The 14,941-nt window shown below is 71.3% G+C and carries 14 protein-coding genes and 1 pseudogene; 9 read left to right on the top strand and 6 right to left on the bottom strand.

Going from position 1 to position 14,941, the window contains the following annotated elements; translation table 11 throughout:
* Nucleotides 1–90: 90 nt before the first annotated feature.
* Complete coding sequence (locus ACIA8D_RS32550; RefSeq protein WP_399237770.1) at nucleotides 91–621, bottom strand: GNAT family N-acetyltransferase; 531 nt, start codon at nucleotides 619–621, stop codon at nucleotides 91–93.
* Between the two features lie 172 nt (nucleotides 622–793).
* Here ACIA8D_RS32550 and ACIA8D_RS32545 point away from each other — a divergent pair, with 172 nt between their 5' ends.
* Entirely contained in the window at nucleotides 794–1,801 is a 1,008-nt protein-coding gene (locus tag ACIA8D_RS32545) for an RNA polymerase sigma factor RpoD/SigA (protein ID WP_399237769.1), read from the top strand.
* 53 nt (nucleotides 1,802–1,854) lie between these two features.
* On the opposite strand, the gene ACIA8D_RS32540 is transcribed toward ACIA8D_RS32545, so the two are convergent.
* Nucleotides 1,855–2,850 (bottom strand): helix-turn-helix transcriptional regulator, encoded by a 996-nt coding sequence (locus tag ACIA8D_RS32540; RefSeq protein WP_399237767.1) that lies wholly within the window; start codon nucleotides 2,848–2,850, stop codon nucleotides 1,855–1,857.
* 223 nt (nucleotides 2,851–3,073) lie between these two features.
* Here ACIA8D_RS32540 and ACIA8D_RS32535 point away from each other — a divergent pair.
* Nucleotides 3,074–3,651 (top strand): annotated as a pseudogene (locus ACIA8D_RS32535) (MFS transporter); the annotation flags it as partial.
* A gap of 8 nt (nucleotides 3,652–3,659) precedes the next feature.
* Nucleotides 3,660–3,971 (top strand): hypothetical protein, encoded by a 312-nt coding sequence (locus tag ACIA8D_RS32530; RefSeq protein ID WP_399237765.1) that lies wholly within the window; start codon nucleotides 3,660–3,662, stop codon nucleotides 3,969–3,971.
* Between the two features lie 62 nt (nucleotides 3,972–4,033).
* Here the strand turns inward: ACIA8D_RS32530 and ACIA8D_RS32525 are convergent, their stop codons facing one another.
* Nucleotides 4,034–5,320: an extracellular solute-binding protein gene (locus tag ACIA8D_RS32525; RefSeq protein WP_399237763.1), complete on the bottom strand. Its 1,287-nt coding sequence runs from the start codon at nucleotides 5,318–5,320 to the stop codon at nucleotides 4,034–4,036.
* A 121-nt stretch (nucleotides 5,321–5,441) separates the two neighbouring features.
* On the opposite strand from ACIA8D_RS32525, the gene ACIA8D_RS32520 reads away from it, so the two are divergent.
* The 6 genes from ACIA8D_RS32520 (at nucleotide 5,442) to ACIA8D_RS32495 (ending at nucleotide 11,561) form a co-directional block, all read left to right on the top strand.
* The gene (locus tag ACIA8D_RS32520) at nucleotides 5,442–6,137 is read left to right on the top strand and encodes a TetR family transcriptional regulator (protein ID WP_399237762.1); all 696 of its coding nucleotides are present in this window, start codon (nucleotides 5,442–5,444) and stop codon (nucleotides 6,135–6,137) included.
* Nucleotides 6,138–6,283: 146 nt separating this feature from the next.
* Entirely contained in the window at nucleotides 6,284–7,048 is a 765-nt protein-coding gene (locus tag ACIA8D_RS32515) for a glucose 1-dehydrogenase (RefSeq protein WP_399237759.1), read from the top strand.
* Between the two features lie 222 nt (nucleotides 7,049–7,270).
* On the top strand, nucleotides 7,271–8,032 hold the full coding sequence (locus tag ACIA8D_RS32510) for a DeoR/GlpR family DNA-binding transcription regulator (protein ID WP_399237758.1): 762 nt from the start codon (nucleotides 7,271–7,273) through the stop codon (nucleotides 8,030–8,032).
* Between the two features lie 59 nt (nucleotides 8,033–8,091).
* Nucleotides 8,092–9,039 (top strand): 1-phosphofructokinase, encoded by a 948-nt coding sequence (gene pfkB, locus ACIA8D_RS32505; RefSeq protein WP_399237774.1) that lies wholly within the window; start codon nucleotides 8,092–8,094, stop codon nucleotides 9,037–9,039.
* 76 nt (nucleotides 9,040–9,115) lie between these two features.
* Entirely contained in the window at nucleotides 9,116–11,194 is a 2,079-nt protein-coding gene (locus tag ACIA8D_RS32500) for a fructose-specific PTS transporter subunit EIIC (RefSeq protein WP_399237756.1), read from the top strand.
* A 118-nt stretch (nucleotides 11,195–11,312) separates the two neighbouring features.
* Nucleotides 11,313–11,561: a hypothetical protein gene (locus ACIA8D_RS32495; RefSeq protein ID WP_399237755.1), complete on the top strand. Its 249-nt coding sequence runs from the start codon at nucleotides 11,313–11,315 to the stop codon at nucleotides 11,559–11,561.
* A gap of 21 nt (nucleotides 11,562–11,582) precedes the next feature.
* On the opposite strand, the gene ACIA8D_RS32490 is transcribed toward ACIA8D_RS32495, so the two are convergent.
* The 3 genes from ACIA8D_RS32490 to ACIA8D_RS32480 form a co-directional block, all read right to left on the bottom strand.
* Nucleotides 11,583–12,362 carry a DUF6227 family protein gene (locus ACIA8D_RS32490; protein WP_399237754.1) on the bottom strand — a complete coding sequence of 260 codons (780 nt, stop codon included), beginning with the start codon at nucleotides 12,360–12,362 and terminating at the stop codon, nucleotides 11,583–11,585.
* Nucleotides 12,363–12,537: 175 nt separating this feature from the next.
* The gene (locus ACIA8D_RS32485) at nucleotides 12,538–13,713 is read right to left on the bottom strand and encodes an Ig-like domain-containing protein (protein ID WP_399237753.1); all 1,176 of its coding nucleotides are present in this window, start codon (nucleotides 13,711–13,713) and stop codon (nucleotides 12,538–12,540) included.
* Between the two features lie 145 nt (nucleotides 13,714–13,858).
* The gene (locus tag ACIA8D_RS32480) at nucleotides 13,859–14,911 is read right to left on the bottom strand and encodes a P1 family peptidase (RefSeq protein ID WP_399237752.1); all 1,053 of its coding nucleotides are present in this window, start codon (nucleotides 14,909–14,911) and stop codon (nucleotides 13,859–13,861) included.
* Nucleotides 14,912–14,941 lie beyond the last annotated feature (30 nt).

The following is a 14,941-nucleotide window of genomic DNA, read 5'->3' as shown; positions in this document are numbered from 1 at the left end:
GACGACGCTCCGCGTCGCCTCCCTCCTCCGCCTTGCGATCGCACGCACCAGGCCCCGCTCCCTGATCCGGCCTGATCCAAACGACAAGCCCTAACGCCCCTGCGGCAACGCCTTCTCGTACCAGGCCACGTCCCAGTACCTGCCGAACTTCCGGCCCACCTCGCGGTACGTACCGACATGACGGAAGCCGAAGCGGGTATGCAGACGGCCGGAGGCCTCGTTGGGCTGGGCGATGCCCGCGTAGGCGCGGTGCACGTCCTGGTCCGCGAGCGCCTCGAAGAGTGCCTTGTAGAGCAGCGTGCCCACGCCGCGGCCGCCCGCGTCCGGCGCGAGGTAGACGGTGACCTCCACCGAGGTGTCGTACGCCGCCTTCGGGCGGAACGGGCTGGCCGTGGCGTAGCCGAGGATCCGGTCCGAGGGCGTCGCGGTCGCAACCAGGAGCGGGTGCCGTTCGTCTTCCAGGTGGGAGAGCAGCCAAGGACGTCGCTCTTCGGCAGTGAAGACGGCCGTGTCGAACGTGATCGGCGTCTCACGCACATAGTGGTTGTAGAGGTCCGTGAGGACTCTGAGGTCGTCCTCGACTCCCGGCCTGACCTGCACCTCTGTGGAATCGGACACCATCGTGTCTCCCCTCTTCGCGCGGTGTGGCGCGACAGGGTACTGCATGATCAGAAAAAAGATGGGCGGCTTGGGAATTCTGTCCGGATTCCAGTCGTTGATTCCATCGGATGCAGGGCACCCGTTAAGCCCCGCAAGGGGCGTACAGCCGACCTACCACCGCAAGGGAGCACGCATGGCAACCCGTGCCGTAGCCCGTCGTAAGTCCGCCGCCACTGGTGAGACTGACGCGGCACGCAGTGTTCGCGCAGGAGGCGGGGAGATCGCCGACCGCGACCTGGTCGGCATGTACCTCGACGAGATCGCACGCACACCGCTGCTCGACGCCGCCAAGGAAGTCGAGCTGTCCCAGACCATCGAGGCGGGCGTCTACGCCCAGCAGATCCTCGACGGCACGGTCTCCGACAGCAAGGCCGCCGTCGAGGCGTCCCGCGAGGAGCTGGAGGCTCTGGTCGCGGCGTCGGAGAACGCGAAGGACATCTTCATCAAGTCGAACCTCCGGCTCGTCGTGGCGGTCGCCCGCCGCTACCCGCGGTCCGGGCTGCCCCTGCTCGACCTGATCCAGGAGGGGAACGCCGGCCTGGTGCGCGCGGTCGAGAAGTTCGACTACCGCAAGGGCTTCAAGTTCTCCACGTACGCGACGTGGTGGATCCGCCAGGCCATCACGCGTTCCATAGCCGACCAGTCCCGCACCATCCGCCTCCCCGTCCACCTGGTCGAGGAGCTGGGCCGGATCCGCCGCGTGCAGCGCGAGTTCAACCGTGAGCACGGCCGCGAGCCGGAGCCCACGGAGATCGCCGCCGAGCTCGGCGCCAAGCCGGAGCGCGTCGTCGACGTCCTGGACTGGGCCCGCGACCCGGTCTCGCTGAACATGTCGGTGGACGACGAGGGCGAGACCCAGTTCGGCGACCTGCTCGAGGACACCTCCGCGGTGTCGCCCGAGCAGTCCGTGCTCACGCTGCTGCGCAGCGAGGAGCTGGACGACCTCATCGGCCGGCTCGACCAGCGCACCGCGTCGATCATCAAGATGCGGTACGGGATCGAGGACGGGCGCGAGCGGACGCTGACGGAGGTCGGCAAGGAGCACGGTCTGACGCGCGAGCGGATACGCCAGATCGAGAAGCATGCGCTTCTTGAGCTGAAGAAGTTGGCACGGGACACGGGTTTCGACGCCGCCGCCTGATGTTGCGGCCGGCCGGGGTTGCGGTCTCGGGGCTCTGCCCCGGGCCCCGCGCCTCAATCGCCGGCGGGGCTTGATCGGACCAGTCGTGCGCCCAACTCGCGTACCGCTGTCGTCAGTTCCTCCGGGCCGCGCACCGTGAAGTCGTAGCCCGTCATCGCCAGGCGGACCGCCGTCCAGTGGACCGGGTCCGTCGACGTCGTTCGTAGGCGGCATCGGTCTTCCGTGAGCGGCTCCGGCATCCCGACCGCCGCCGGGATCCGTTCCGCGATCGCCTCCGCCGGTGCCTCGAACTCGACGTCGAGGTCGTACGACGTGCCCGCGCCCCACGACGACACCGAGCGGCGTACGTACTCCGCCGCGTCGCCCTCCGGCACCTCCCGCGGAGCGAACCGCGCGCCCGTGGCGAACGGGTCCGAGATGCGGTCGACGCGGAAGGTGCGCCAGTCCTCGCGGTCGATGTCGTAGGCGACCAGATACCAGCGGCGGCCCGTCGAGACCAGCCGGTGCGGCTCCACCAAGCGGCGCGTTTCCACGGTGTCGCGTGCCCGGTAGCCGAAGCGCAGACGCTCGCTGCCCGCGGCCGCCGAGGCGATCACGGTGAGCGTCTCGGGCGCGATCGTCGCGCCGTCGCCCGAGGTCAGGGGGATGGTGGCCGTCTGGAGCGTGGCCACCCGGTGGCGCAGCCGCGAGGGCAGTACCTGTTCGAGTTTGGTGAGGGCCCGCAGCGAGGCCTCCTCGACCCCCTCCACCGCGTGGCCCGCGCCGGCCCGCAGGCCCACCGCGATCGCCACCGCCTCCTCGTCGTCGAGCACGAGCGGCGGCAGCGCCTTGCCCGCGACGAGCCGGTAGCCGCCGTCCGCGCCGAGCGTGGCCTGCACGGGATAGCCGAGGTCACGCAGCCGGTCGATGTCGCGGCGCACGGTGCGCCGCGAGACCCCGAGACGGTCGGCGAGCTCGCCGCCGGGCCACTCGCGCGGGGTCTGGAGCAGGGACAGGAGTGAGAGGAGCCGGGCCGGGGTGTCCGTCGGTGACGGCGTCATGTTCTCCATGGTTCCAGAATGCCGCGCATCTAGGACACGAACTGACCTAGGGCTTGTCGTTTGGATCAGGCCGGGCTCGCGGGGCCTGGCACGCACGCTCGCGGCGTTGTCGTCGGTCGACGACGCTCCGCGTCGCCTCCCTCCTCCGCCTTGCGATCGCACGCACCAGGCCCCGCTCCCTGATCCGGCCTGATCCAAACGACAAGCCCTAGATGGCTTCTGGCTTTTTCGTATGACCTCCACCGCGGCCCCGACCGCAGACCCCACCCGAGACCCCTCGCGCAGGCGCTGGTTCGCCCTCGCCATCGTGATGACGGCGGCCTTCATGGACCTCGTCGACGTCACGATCGTCAACGTCGCCCTGCCGACCATCCAGCACGACGAGGGCGCCTCGACCGGACAGATCCAGTGGATCACCGCCGGTTACGCGCTCGCCTTCGCCGCGCTGCTGATCACGGGCGGCCGGCTCGGCGACATCTTCGGCCGAATGGGGTCTCCCCTGCTCGAACGTAGTTGAGAGCTTGGGGAAGGCTCTTCCTGCTCGGGGTTGCCGGATTCACGGTCGCCTCCGCGCTGTGCGGCTTCGCCGCGAACCCCGAGATGCTGGTCGCCTCGCGCATTGTGCAGGGCGGCATGGCGGCGATGATGGTGCCGCAGGTCCTCTCGATCGTGCACGCGACGTTCCCCGCGCACGAACGCGGAAAGGTCTTCGGCCTGTTCGGCGCGATCGTCGGCATGGGCGCCGTGACCGGGCCGCTGCTCGGCGCGCTGCTGACCGAGTGGAACATCGCGGGCCTGGAATGGCGCCCGGCATCGCCGTGCAGACCGTCTTCGGTATCGCCACCGGCATCTTCTTCCTGACCTGGATGCTCTACATGCAACTCGGCCTCAGCCTCGCCTCCGTCGTCTTCTTCAACGTGGTGGAGGACAAGTTCGCGCAGGGCGTCGGCAACGCGGCGTTCGTGGACGGGTTCCGCAGCGCGCTGGTGTGGGTGGCGGGGGTCCTCGTCGGGCTCTTCGCGCTGATGTTCGCGCTGCCGAAGGCCTCCGGCGGTTCGGGTGAGATTGTTTCGGGGGACGTCGAGGATGTCGAGGTGGAGGACGTGGCTGTGGAGCGGGAGTTGGTGTGACGGTCGCGGGGCTCTGCCCCGGGTCCCGCTCCTCAATCGCCGGAGGGGCTCCAAATGGGGCTCTAAAGGGGGCTCACGTTGTCCAGGTCCTCCAGGACCCGGGCGGGGCTGCCGCCGGGAGCCACCGCCCGGCCGATCCGCTCGCGCACCGCGGCGCGCACCTTGGGCCATGAGCGCAGGCCCACCGGGTGGAACTCCGCGTCCGGCATCTGGTCGACGAACTTCCACAGCTTCCGCTGCGAACGGTCCGCGCGCAGTTCGTCGGAGGCCGTCACGGTCACCGGAAGCGTGGCCTGCGCGCCCCCGTACGTCTTCGCCGAGCCGGTGCCGAACAGGAACGTCAGGAACTTCCCGGCCTCCGTCACATGGCCGCCGCTCCTGAACGCCATCATCCAGTCGTTGAGCCCCACCGGCGGCGCCGCCTCGTTCCCTTCCATGAGCGGGAACGCGGCGTGCGCGTACGGCAGCCGCGCCTTGTCGGCGGCGCCGAGCAGCACCGGGTGGGCGATGAGCATGCCGGCCTTTCCCGCGAGGAACTGGGCGTACGCCTGCGTCCTGGTGAGCCTGCCCGGGTCGGCGCCCGCGAGTCCGGGCCGGACCAGTTCGTCGCGCAGCCAGGTCAGCGTCGCCTTGTTCTCGGCGGCGCCGAAGTCGTACCCGTCGACGTCCCCGTAACCGCCGCCGCCCGAGAGCAGCCACGCGAGGAATTCGTCCTCCGCGGCCTCGGGGCCGAACTGGAGGGCGTACGGGGTGGGCACGCCGATGGTCTTCAAGGCCCGTGCGGCGGCGCGGAGTTCGGCCCAGGAGCGGGGCGGGCCCGCGAGGCCGGCCCGCTCGAACAGGCCCGTGTTGTAGAAGAGGCGCGGGGTGCTGGCGAGGATCGGGATGCCGTACTGCACGGAGTCGACCCGGCCCGCGTCGGCGAACGAGCGGACGAAGTTCGCCTCCGTGGGGACGTCGAAGAGCTGCTCCGCCGAGTACAGCAGGCGGTCCTCGGCGTACGGGGCGAAGAGGTGGCCCTGGGCGATGTCGGGCGCGCGGCCGTCCTTGACCCGGCGGGCGAGGACCGCGTCGATCTTGAGGAACGGGACGCGCTCCACCTCGACGTGGATGTCCGGGTGCCTCTTCTCGAAGGCCCGTACGACGTCGTCCCACTGGTCGCCGATGGAGGCGCCGACGCTCTTGTCGTAGCTCGACACGAGGAGGTCGAGCGTGACCTTTTCGCCGTCTGCGCTGTCGCTCCCGTCGCCCGCACCGCAGCCGGTCAGGGCCAGGGCGCCCGCCCCTGCTCCGGCCAGGCCCGTCGTCCTCAGAAAGTGCCGCCGCCGCACCGCTCTCGCCTCGCTCACGTGGGTTGGTCGATCCGGATCGATCCGGATCGACCCGGGTTGTTTCGATCGGGGTCGATCCACTTGGCATGGTCATTACTTGGCAGTGGCAGATTGTGCCATAGAGGCATACCATGCCCGTATGGCAGGTACTGCGGTGACGATCCCGACGCTGACGGAGCGACGCAAGGCCGCCACGCGCCAGGACATCGCCCGCACCGCGGCCGAACTGTTCACGCGGGACGGCCTGCGGGCCACGCGCGCGGAGGACATCGCGCGGGCGGCGGGCATCGCGCCGCGCACCTTCTACCGCTACTTCGCGACCAAGGAGGAATCGGTCGCGCCGCTCCTCGACGCCGGGGCCCACCAGTGGGCGGAGGCCGTCCGCGAGGCACCGGCCGACCTGCCGGTCCCCGCCGCGCTGCGGTACGCCGCCGAACACGCGCTCACCGGCGACGACCCGGCGAACGCGGCCTCCCTCCACTGGGTCCGCGCCCTGCTCCGCCTCACCGACGAGAGCCCGGCGCTGCGAGCCGTTTGGAGCGACACGTGCCGCGTCTCGGAGTCGACCCTCCTCACGGTCCTCGCGACCCGCACGGGCGGACCGGCCACCCCCGACCTGCACCTGCGCCTGCTCGCCGGGCTGGCGACCACGGCGGTGCGGGTCGCGGTCGAAACCTGGTCCCACTCGGACGCACCCCCGCCGGGCCCGCGGGGCCCGGCGGCGCTGGCCCTGGAGTGCCTGAACCGGATCGACCCGGTACTCGACACTTCGGCGCGCGACACTCCGGCGGCCGAAGCGCGGACGTCAGCACAATCCAGCCCCGCCGGCGCTTGAGGCGCGGGGTCCGGGGCGGAGCCCCGAGTCGTCAACCACGGGGGACGTGAGCCAAACAATCCAGCCCCGCCGGCGCTTGAGGCGCGGGGTCCGGGGCGGAGCCCCGAGTCGTCAACCACGGGGAACCGAATCCAAAGGGAGCCGAAATGAACAACCTCACCGGCAAGACGGTCCTGATCACCGGCGGAGCCCGCGGCATAGGCGCCGAAATCGCCCGCATCGCCACCACCGCCGGCGCCAACATCGTCATCGGCGACGTCCTCGACGAGGAAGGCAAGGCCCTCGCCACCGACCTCGGCGAAACCGCCCGCTACGTCCACCTCGACGTCACGTCGGAGACCGAGTGGCAGGCCGCCCTCGCCCACGCCACCACCGAGTTCGGCGGCCTCGACGGCCTGGTCAACAACGCCGGAATCTCTACGGGCATGCCGTTCGAGACGGAGAGCGTGGAACGCTTCCGCCAGGTCCTCGACGTCAACCTCGTCGGCGTCTTCGCGGGCATGAAGGCCGTCGTCCCCGCGATGAAGGAGGCCGGCGGCGGCTCCATCGTCAACATCTCCTCCGCGGCCGGCCTGATGGGCCTCGCGCTCACCTCCTCGTACGGCGCCTCGAAGTGGGGCGTCCGCGGCCTCACCAAGATCGCGGCGGTCGAGCAGGGCACGGCCCGCATCCGCGTCAACTCCGTGCACCCCGGCATGACGTACACCCCGATGACCGCGCAGGTCGGCATCCAGCAGGGCGAGGGGAACTACCCGAACACCCCGATGGGCCGCGTCGGCGAGGCCGACGAGATCGCGAAGGCCGTCGTGTTCCTGCTGTCGGACGACTCCTCGTACATGACCGGCGCCGAGCTGGCCGTGGACGGCGGCTGGACCACGGGCCCGACCGTGAAGTACGTGATGGGCCAGTAGCCGCCCGCCGCCCGCCGCCCGCCGCCCGCCGCCCGCCGCGCACAGGGCCCGGTCCTCCTCGCCGGAGGGCCGGGCCCTGTCTCGTACGCGCAGACCACGACCCATGCCCGTTTGTGTTTGTCGAATGCCCGAACCTGTTTACTTTCTGGAAATCCGGCCGTAGCCTCAGAAATGAGCCACACATTCGGGCAGATCCGCAGACGAGAGCACAGGTAACCGGACATGTACGCACCCGAGCGCCAGCAGGAGATCCTCCGCCTCGCCCGCGACGGCGGCCGGGTCGACGTGCTGTCGCTCGCCGAGGAGTTCCAGGTCACCGCCGAGACCATCCGGCGCGACCTGAAGGCCCTCGACCGCGCGGGCCTCGTCCGGCGCGTGCACGGCGGCGCCATCCCGGCCGGACGCCTCGACTTCGAACCCGACCTCGCCGAGCGCGAGGGCACCGCGGCCGACGAGAAGGACCGCATCGCCCACGCCGCGCTCGCCGAACTGCCGGCCGAGGGCAGCGTGATCCTCGACGCCGGATCGACGGTCTCCCGGCTCGCGGCCGCGCTCCCGCTGGAAGCCGAACTGACCGTCGTCACCCACTCGTTGCCCACCGCGGCCCGCCTCGCCGACCACCCCGGCATCCAACTGCACCTCGTCGGCGGCCGCATCCGCCACCGCACCCGCGCCGCCGTCGACGCCTGGTCTCTGCGCGCGTACGGAGAGATCCGCGCGGACGTCCTCTTCCTCGCGGCCAACGGCTTCTCCACCGAGGCCGGACTCACCACGCCCGACCTCGCCGAGGCGTCCGTGAAGCGGGCCACCGTCGCCGCCGCCCGCCGCGTCGTCCTGCTCGCCGACTCCGCGAAATGGGGCCAGGAGCACTTCGCCCGCTTCGGTGGCCTCGCCGACGTCGACCTGCTGATCACGGACACCGGGCTGGCCCCCGAGGACGCCGCGGCGATCGAGGCGGGCGGCACGGAGGTGCACCGCGTATGACCGGCACCCCGCACCGGCACCACCCGCACCACCCCGAGCACGAAGGCAACGGCACCCGCATGATCCTCACCGTCACCCCCAACCCCTCCCTCGACCGCACCTACGAGGTCCCCGGCCTCGACCGCGGCGAGGTCGTCCGCGCGAGCGGCGAGCGCATGGACCCGGGCGGCAAGGGCGTCAACGTGTCGCGGGCCGTGGCCGCCGCCGGAGCCCCCACACTGGCCGTCCTTCCGCTGGGCGGCGCGCCCGGCGCCCTGGTCGCCGAACTCCTCGACGGGCAGGGCATCGAGGTCGCCCCCGTCCCGGTCGAGGGCCACACCCGCTCGAACATCGCCCTCGCGGAAGCGGACGGCACCCTCACGAAGATCAACGCCCCGGGCCCCGAACTGACCGCCGCGGAAGCCGAGTCGCTGCTGAACGTCGTGCGGCAGCGGTCCGCGGGCGCCGACTGGATCGCCTGCTGCGGCAGCCTGCCGCGCGGCCTGGAGCCCTCCTGGTACGCCGAGTTGGTCGCCCGCGCGCACGCGGCAGGCGCCCGCATCGCGCTCGACACGTCCGGACCCGCGCTCCTTGCCGCCCTCCGGATGCGCCCCGACGTCGTCAAGCCCAACGCCGAGGAACTCGCCGAGGCCGTCGGCCGCCCGCTCACCACGGTCGGCGACGCGGTCAAGGCGGCCGAGGAACTACGGGAGTCGGGCGCGGTCGCCGTGCTCGCTTCCCTCGGCGCGGACGGCCAGCTCCTGGTCGACGCGAGCGGCGCCTGGTTCGCCTCGGCGCCCGTCGACGCGGTGCGCAGCAACGTCGGCGCCGGCGACTCCTCCCTCGCCGGTTTCCTGATCGCGGGCGGCGAAGGCCCGAAGGCGCTGGCCTCGGCGGTCGCCCATGGCGCGGCGGCGGTCCAGCTGCCGGGCAGCGCGATGCCGACGCCGCAGGACCTCCGCCCGGACGCGGTGGAACTGACGGCCGAGGTCCCGGTGGACCGCCCCCTGAAGGAGCCGGCGCGATGACGACGCCGCCGCCGTCGCACGTACGGAAGTCACCCCAACCCGCAGCCCCACGCATGCGTAGGCAAAGGAGCCCGCGATGACGGAGATGATCACCGCGGACCTGGTCGACCTCGACCTGTCCGCCGAAACGAAGGACGCGGCGGCCAGGTCGCTGGCGCAGCGCATGGTGACCCTCGGCAGGGTCACCGACCTCGACGGCTTCCTCGCCGACGTCGCGGCCCGCGAGGCCCAGATGCCGACCGGCCTCGACGGCGGCATCGGCATCCCGCACTGCCGCAGCGAACACGTCACCGAGCCGACGCTCGCCTTCGGCCGCAGCGCCGAGGGCATCGACTTCGGCGCCCCCGACGGCCCCGCCGACCTGATCTTCCTGATCGCGGCCCCCGCGGGCGCGGACGACGCCCACCTCACGATCCTCTCCTCCCTGGCCCGCCAACTGATGGACGAGGACTTCAAGACGACCCTGCGCGCGTCAACGGACGCGGAGGCAGCGGCGGCCCTGATACGCGGCGACGAGCCGTCTCCCGAACCGGCACCGGAGCCCGCGAAGGAGGAGGAAACCCCGCCGACGCCGGAAGCCCCGCCGACGCCGGAAGCCCCGCCGACGCCGGAAGCCCCGGCGGCACCGGAGGAGGCCTTCAAGATCGTCGCAGTCACCTCCTGCCCCACCGGCATCGCCCACACCTACATGGCGGCCGAGTCCCTGGAGAACACCGGCCGCGACACCGACGGCGTCGAACTCGTCGTCGAAACACAGGGCTCCTCCGGCTTCACCCGCCTCGACCCGGCCATCATCGCGGCCGCCGACGGCGTGATCTTCGCCCACGATGTCCCCGTCCGCGAGAAGGAACGCTTCGCCGGCAAGCCCACGGTCGACGTCGGCGTCAAGGCGGGCATCAACCGCCCCGCCGAACTCATCGCGGAGGTCCGGGACAAGGCATCCCGCGGCGAGACCACGGCCCACGCCGCCCCCTCGTCGTCCACACCTGTGGACAACTCCGGCGACTCCACGGATGGTTACGGCACAAAGCTCCGCAAGTGGCTGATGTCGGGCGTCAGTTACATGGTGCCGTTCGTGGCGGCGGGTGGCTTGCTGATCGCGCTCGGGTTCGCGCTCGGCGGCTACGAGGTCGCCGACGTCAAGGTCCAGACGCTGCTCAACAGTTTCGACTGGGGCTCGACGACCAGCTGGGCCGCACTGCTCTTCTACACCGGCCAGGCGGCCTTCGCCTTCCTGGTCCCGGTCCTCGCCGGCTACATCGCGTACGGCATGGCGGACCGCCCGGGACTCGTGCCCGGCTTCGTCGCCGGCTCGATCGCGGTGACCACCAACGCGGGCTTCCTGGGCGGCCTGGTCGGCGGTCTCATCGCGGGCGCCGTGGTCATGGCGATCCAGAAGGTGAACGTTCCGGCCGTGCTGCGCGGCATCATGCCGGTGGTCGTGATCCCGCTGCTCTCCTCGATCGTCGTCGGCTTCCTGATGTTCGTGGTGATCGGCAAGCCGATCGCCTCCCTGCAGAGCGCCCTGACGGACTGGCTGAACTCCCTGTCCGGCGCCAACGCGATCGTCCTCGGCGTCATCCTCGGCCTGATGATGTGCTTCGACCTCGGCGGTCCCTTGAACAAATGTGCCTACGCCTTCGCGGTCGGCGGTCTCGCCAACCCCACGGACGGCTCGCTCAAGGTGATGGCCGCCGTGATGGCCGCGGGCATGGTGCCGCCGCTGGCAATGGCCCTCGCCACCACGGTGCGCGGCAAGCTCTTCACCAAGACCGAACGGGAGAACGGCAAGGCGGCCTGGGTCCTCGGCGCCTCCTTCATCACCGAGGGCGCCATCCCGTTCGCCGCGGCCGACCCGCTGCGCGTGATCCCCGCCTCCATGGCGGGCGGCGCGGTCACCGGCGCCCTGTCGATGACCTTCGACGCCACGCTCCGCGCCCCGCACGGCGGCATCTTCGTGGTCCCGCTGATCGGCAACGCCTGGCTGTACCTGGTGGCGATCGCGGCCGGTACGTGCGTCACGGCGGCGCTGACCGTCCTGCTCAAGTCGGTGCGCAAGCAGCCGGCCGCCGCCGGGCAGCCGGAGGCCGTGCACGCCGCGTCGCAGCCGGTGACCGCCACGGAGCCCACGGCGGCGCAACCCGCGAAGGTGTGAGGTCTGCCGCAATCGGCGTGATGGGTGCGGTTGGCATGGTTGGTGAGGCCTGCGGAGCCTTGCGAGATACGTCACGGTCCGGGACCAAAGTCCCGGACCGTGGTGTTCACTGGAACGCATGCCTGAGCACGTGTCGATCCTTCAGCAGCTGGGCCTGGCCCTGGTCGCTCTTGCGGCCGTGGCCTGGGTGATCGGACTGGTCCGCCTGGTGCGCACCGTCGCCTTCGATCCACCGCGGGCGCGGACGCAGCTGCCGATGGGTGTGCTGCCGGCGCAGTCCCGGGCGCCCGCGCTGGAGTCGGTGCCGCTGACGGCCGATGAGCAGGACGCTTTCGCGGGGCTTGTACGGGAGTTCAGCCGCCGGTAGTCCGGCCGGGGCCGGGGAGTGTTACCGGCGCGCCCGTGGGTGCGTCGACGCCCGCTGTTCGATCGCCGCCCGCGCCGCCTCCTGCGTCGCGTACACCTCGCACTTGTGCCGCCCGTCCGGCGTCGCCGTGTGCTCGACCTCCCAGAGACTGAGTTCGCAGTCGTCGCGCAGCAGGAACGCGTGCTCGTACAGCGCGAAGCCGTGGCTGACGCGGGCGCCGAAGGCCTGGGTGATGTGGTGTGCGCACGCCTCGCGCAGCAGCCGGGCCGTGCCGGGGCCGGGGCGCGTCGTGACGTCCGGGTTCTCCGCGCGGCGCAGCAGGCGGCGGGCGTGGTCGACGGAGCTGTCCGGGTCGGCGGCGCCGAAGGTGCGGTGCAGCGGCGGGGGCGGGGCGAGTGCGACGGGGGCCATGGGGACGTGGAGGTCGAACTCCGGCTCGGCTCCCTGGGGCAGCGGAAGGCGTCCCGTCGCCAGGTGCAGCTCGTCCTCGGACACGTAGACCTCGTGCTGCGGTGTGCCGTCCCGGCCCGTGTTGTGCACGAGCTCCCAGAGGGTGAGCGAACCGCCGTCGATCAGCAGCCAGTTGTGCCGGTATGTCTCGCGGTGGCGGCCCGCGCTGTGGTGGGCCGAGTGCAGGGAGCCCGCGTACGCGAGTGCGCCGTCGAGCCGCTCCAGTGCCTCGTCGGGCAGGTCGAAGGAGTTGAGCGCGCGTCCGAGGAGCCGCCCGAGCTGTGCTTCGGGTGACGCGTCCGGTTCCGTCCCGAACCCGATACCGGGGCCGGAGTCATGCGGAGCGCTCAAGGCACCTCCCAGTATTGCTTCGTGTCACCTCGTGGGTGCATACCGTAGTCCGTCGGTCGGACTTCCTGCCCGTGAAATGACAAACGGGGAACGGGTTTTGAGCAACGTGCCTGGGCAACGCGCGGGCCGCGCGGGAGGTTCCCGCGCGGCCCGTGTCGGTGAGAGTGCCCTGGGGTCAGGAGGCGCTGCCCGCCTTCCACTGGCTCCACGCCATGTTCCAGCCGTTCAGGCCGTTGTCGGGCGCGATCGTCTCGTCGTGCGAGTTCTTCATGACGACGACGTCGCCGACGAGCGAGTTGTCGAAGAACCACTTGGCGGTCGTGTCGCCGCCGGCGCCCTTCACGTCGCGCATGCCGACGCAGCCGTGGCTGGTGCCCTGCGAGCCGAAGATGCCGGGCGAGCTCCAGTAGTTGCCGTGGATGAACGTCCCGGACTGGGACAGGCGCATGGCGTGCGGCACGTCCGCGATGTCGTACTCGCCGCCGAAGCCGACCGTGTCGCCGTTCATGCGCGTCTGGACGAACTTCTCGGAGATCACCATCTGCCCGTTGTACGTCGGGTGTTGGTTGCTTCCGGTGGAGACGGGGACCGTCTTGATCGTCTTGCCGTCGCGGACGACCGTCATCTCCTGCGTGTTCGCGTCGACCGTGGAGACCTGCGCGCGGCCGACGGTAAAGCTCACCGTCTTGTCCTGCACGCCGTGCACCCCGTTGGCGCCCTCGACGCCGTCGAGGTCGATCTTCATGGTGACCTTGGAGCCGGCCTTCCAGTACTCCTGGGGCCTGAAGTCGAGGCGCTGCGCGCCGAACCAGTGGCCGACGACCTTCTGGCCGCTGCTGGACGTCACCGTGATGTGCGACTGCACGTCCTTCTTGTTGGTGATCGACTTGTCGAACGTGAAGGAGACCGGCATCCCGACGCCGACCGTCGACCCGTCGTCCGGCGTGTAGGTGCCGATGAAGCTGTTGGCGCCGGAGACCGTCGTGAAGATGGAGTTGGCGGCGGCCTTGTGCCCGCCGTCGTCCTTGGCGGACGCGGAGATCCGGTACTTGGTGCCGCGCTCCAGCTGCTCCTTCGGCTTCCATGCCGCGCCGTTCGCCGTGATCGTGCCGGGGACGGTCTTGCCGCTCGTCGACTCGGTCATCTTCACGCGGGTCAGCTTGCCGTCGCTGACCTTCACGCCCGTCGCGTTGATCGATGCGCCGGTCGAGCCGTCCTTGGCGGAGATGGCGATCTTCGGGGCGTCGCCGCCCCTGTCGTCGCTGGCGGTGGCGTCGCCGCCGCAGGCCGTGAGGGTCAGTGCGCCGACGGCGAGGGCCGCGCACACGACGGCTATGTTCTGCCTGCTCACGGTCTGCTCCCCTTTTCGTGGTTTCTGCTGTTCCGCAGCTTCTCTACCGATGTGAGGGAAGAGCGCGAGACGGCCGGAGGGGTTCCTTCCGGTTGTTGTGAACGCAGCCACAGGGGCAGTTCTGTTACGCGGTGGTGGATCTCTGTTACACGGCGTCGGACGGGCCCCCGTAGAGATCGCCGTACGAGAGGTGGGTGCGGCCGCCGGCCGACACGGACTCCGCCGTGCGCAGGGCCCGCACGATCGCCCGCGTCACGAGGTCGGCACCGGCCGCGAGCACCTCGTTGAGGGCGAGCGGGTTCGCGGCGTCGAGCGGCCGCTCCCCGGTGGCGAGCGCGAACACCGTGTCCCCGTCGTTCAGCAGGTGCACCGGGCGTACGGCCCGCGCGATCCCGTCGTGCGCGGTACCGGCGACCTTCTGCGCCTGGGCGCGGGTGAGGTCGGCGTCGGTGGCGACGACGGCGAGGGTGGTGTTGAGGGGCTGTACGCCGTTGGCCGCGGACACCTCCGCGATCCGCTTGCTCGCCGCCTCGTGCGCCTCCGGCGTCGGGTACGTCACCGGTCCGCGCCCCGCGAAGAACTCGCCGTACAGCGCCCCGGTGGCCGGGTCCACGGCGGAGCCCGCGGCGTTCGCGACGACCAGCGCGGAGACCGTGATCCCGGAGTCGAGGACCGTGGAGGCGGTGCCGATGCCGCCGCGCAGCTTCCCGACGAGCGCGCCGGTGCCCGCGCCGATGTTGCCCTCCTGGACGGGGGCGCCCGGCTCCGTCGCGGCGGCGGCCTCGACCGCGGCGCGGCCCGTCGCCGCGTCCGGCCGGGCCCGCCAGTCGCCGCCCCGGCCGAGGTCGAACACGCACGCCGCGGGCACCACCGGCACCACCTCTCCCGGGCGGGCGCCGGCCGGGACCCCGCGCCCCCGCTCCTCCAGCCACGCCATCACGCCCGCCGCGGAGTCGAGCCCGAACGCGCTGCCGCCCGTGAGCACGATCGCCTCGATCCGCTGCACGAGATTGCGCGGGTCGAGCGCGTCGGTCTCCCGGGTGCCGGGGCCACCGCCGCGTACGTCCACGGCAGTGACCGCGCCGCCCTCGGGGGCGAGCACGACCGTCGTACCGGTCAGGAATCCGTTGCCGACGCGGGTGGCGTGTCCGACGCGCAGGCCGGGGACATCGGTGAGGGCATCGTTGCGTGGCGTCATGTGCCATGCCTACCACGGCAGTTGGCGCCG

Source organism: Streptomyces sp. NPDC051684, assembly GCF_044453445.1.
Taxonomy (GTDB): domain Bacteria; phylum Actinomycetota; class Actinomycetes; order Streptomycetales; family Streptomycetaceae; genus Streptomyces.
This window is presented reverse-complemented; position numbering and strand designations above follow the sequence as displayed.

Coding starts and splice junctions, on each gene's coding strand:
- ACIA8D_RS32550 (WP_399237770.1), bottom strand. CDS start 621: ATGGTGTCCGATTCCACAGAGGTGCAGGTCAGGCCGGGAGTCGAGGAC.
- ACIA8D_RS32545 (WP_399237769.1), top strand. CDS start 794: ATGGCAACCCGTGCCGTAGCCCGTCGTAAGTCCGCCGCCACTGGTGAG.
- ACIA8D_RS32540 (WP_399237767.1), bottom strand. CDS start 2,850: ATGGAGAACATGACGCCGTCACCGACGGACACCCCGGCCCGGCTCCTC.
- ACIA8D_RS32520 (WP_399237762.1), top strand. CDS start 5,442: ATGGCAGGTACTGCGGTGACGATCCCGACGCTGACGGAGCGACGCAAG.
- ACIA8D_RS32515 (WP_399237759.1), top strand. CDS start 6,284: ATGAACAACCTCACCGGCAAGACGGTCCTGATCACCGGCGGAGCCCGC.
- ACIA8D_RS32510 (WP_399237758.1), top strand. CDS start 7,271: ATGTACGCACCCGAGCGCCAGCAGGAGATCCTCCGCCTCGCCCGCGAC.
- pfkB (WP_399237774.1), top strand. CDS start 8,092: ATGATCCTCACCGTCACCCCCAACCCCTCCCTCGACCGCACCTACGAG.
- ACIA8D_RS32500 (WP_399237756.1), top strand. CDS start 9,116: ATGACGGAGATGATCACCGCGGACCTGGTCGACCTCGACCTGTCCGCC.
- ACIA8D_RS32495 (WP_399237755.1), top strand. CDS start 11,313: ATGCCTGAGCACGTGTCGATCCTTCAGCAGCTGGGCCTGGCCCTGGTC.
- ACIA8D_RS32480 (WP_399237752.1), bottom strand. CDS start 14,911: ATGACGCCACGCAACGATGCCCTCACCGATGTCCCCGGCCTGCGCGTC.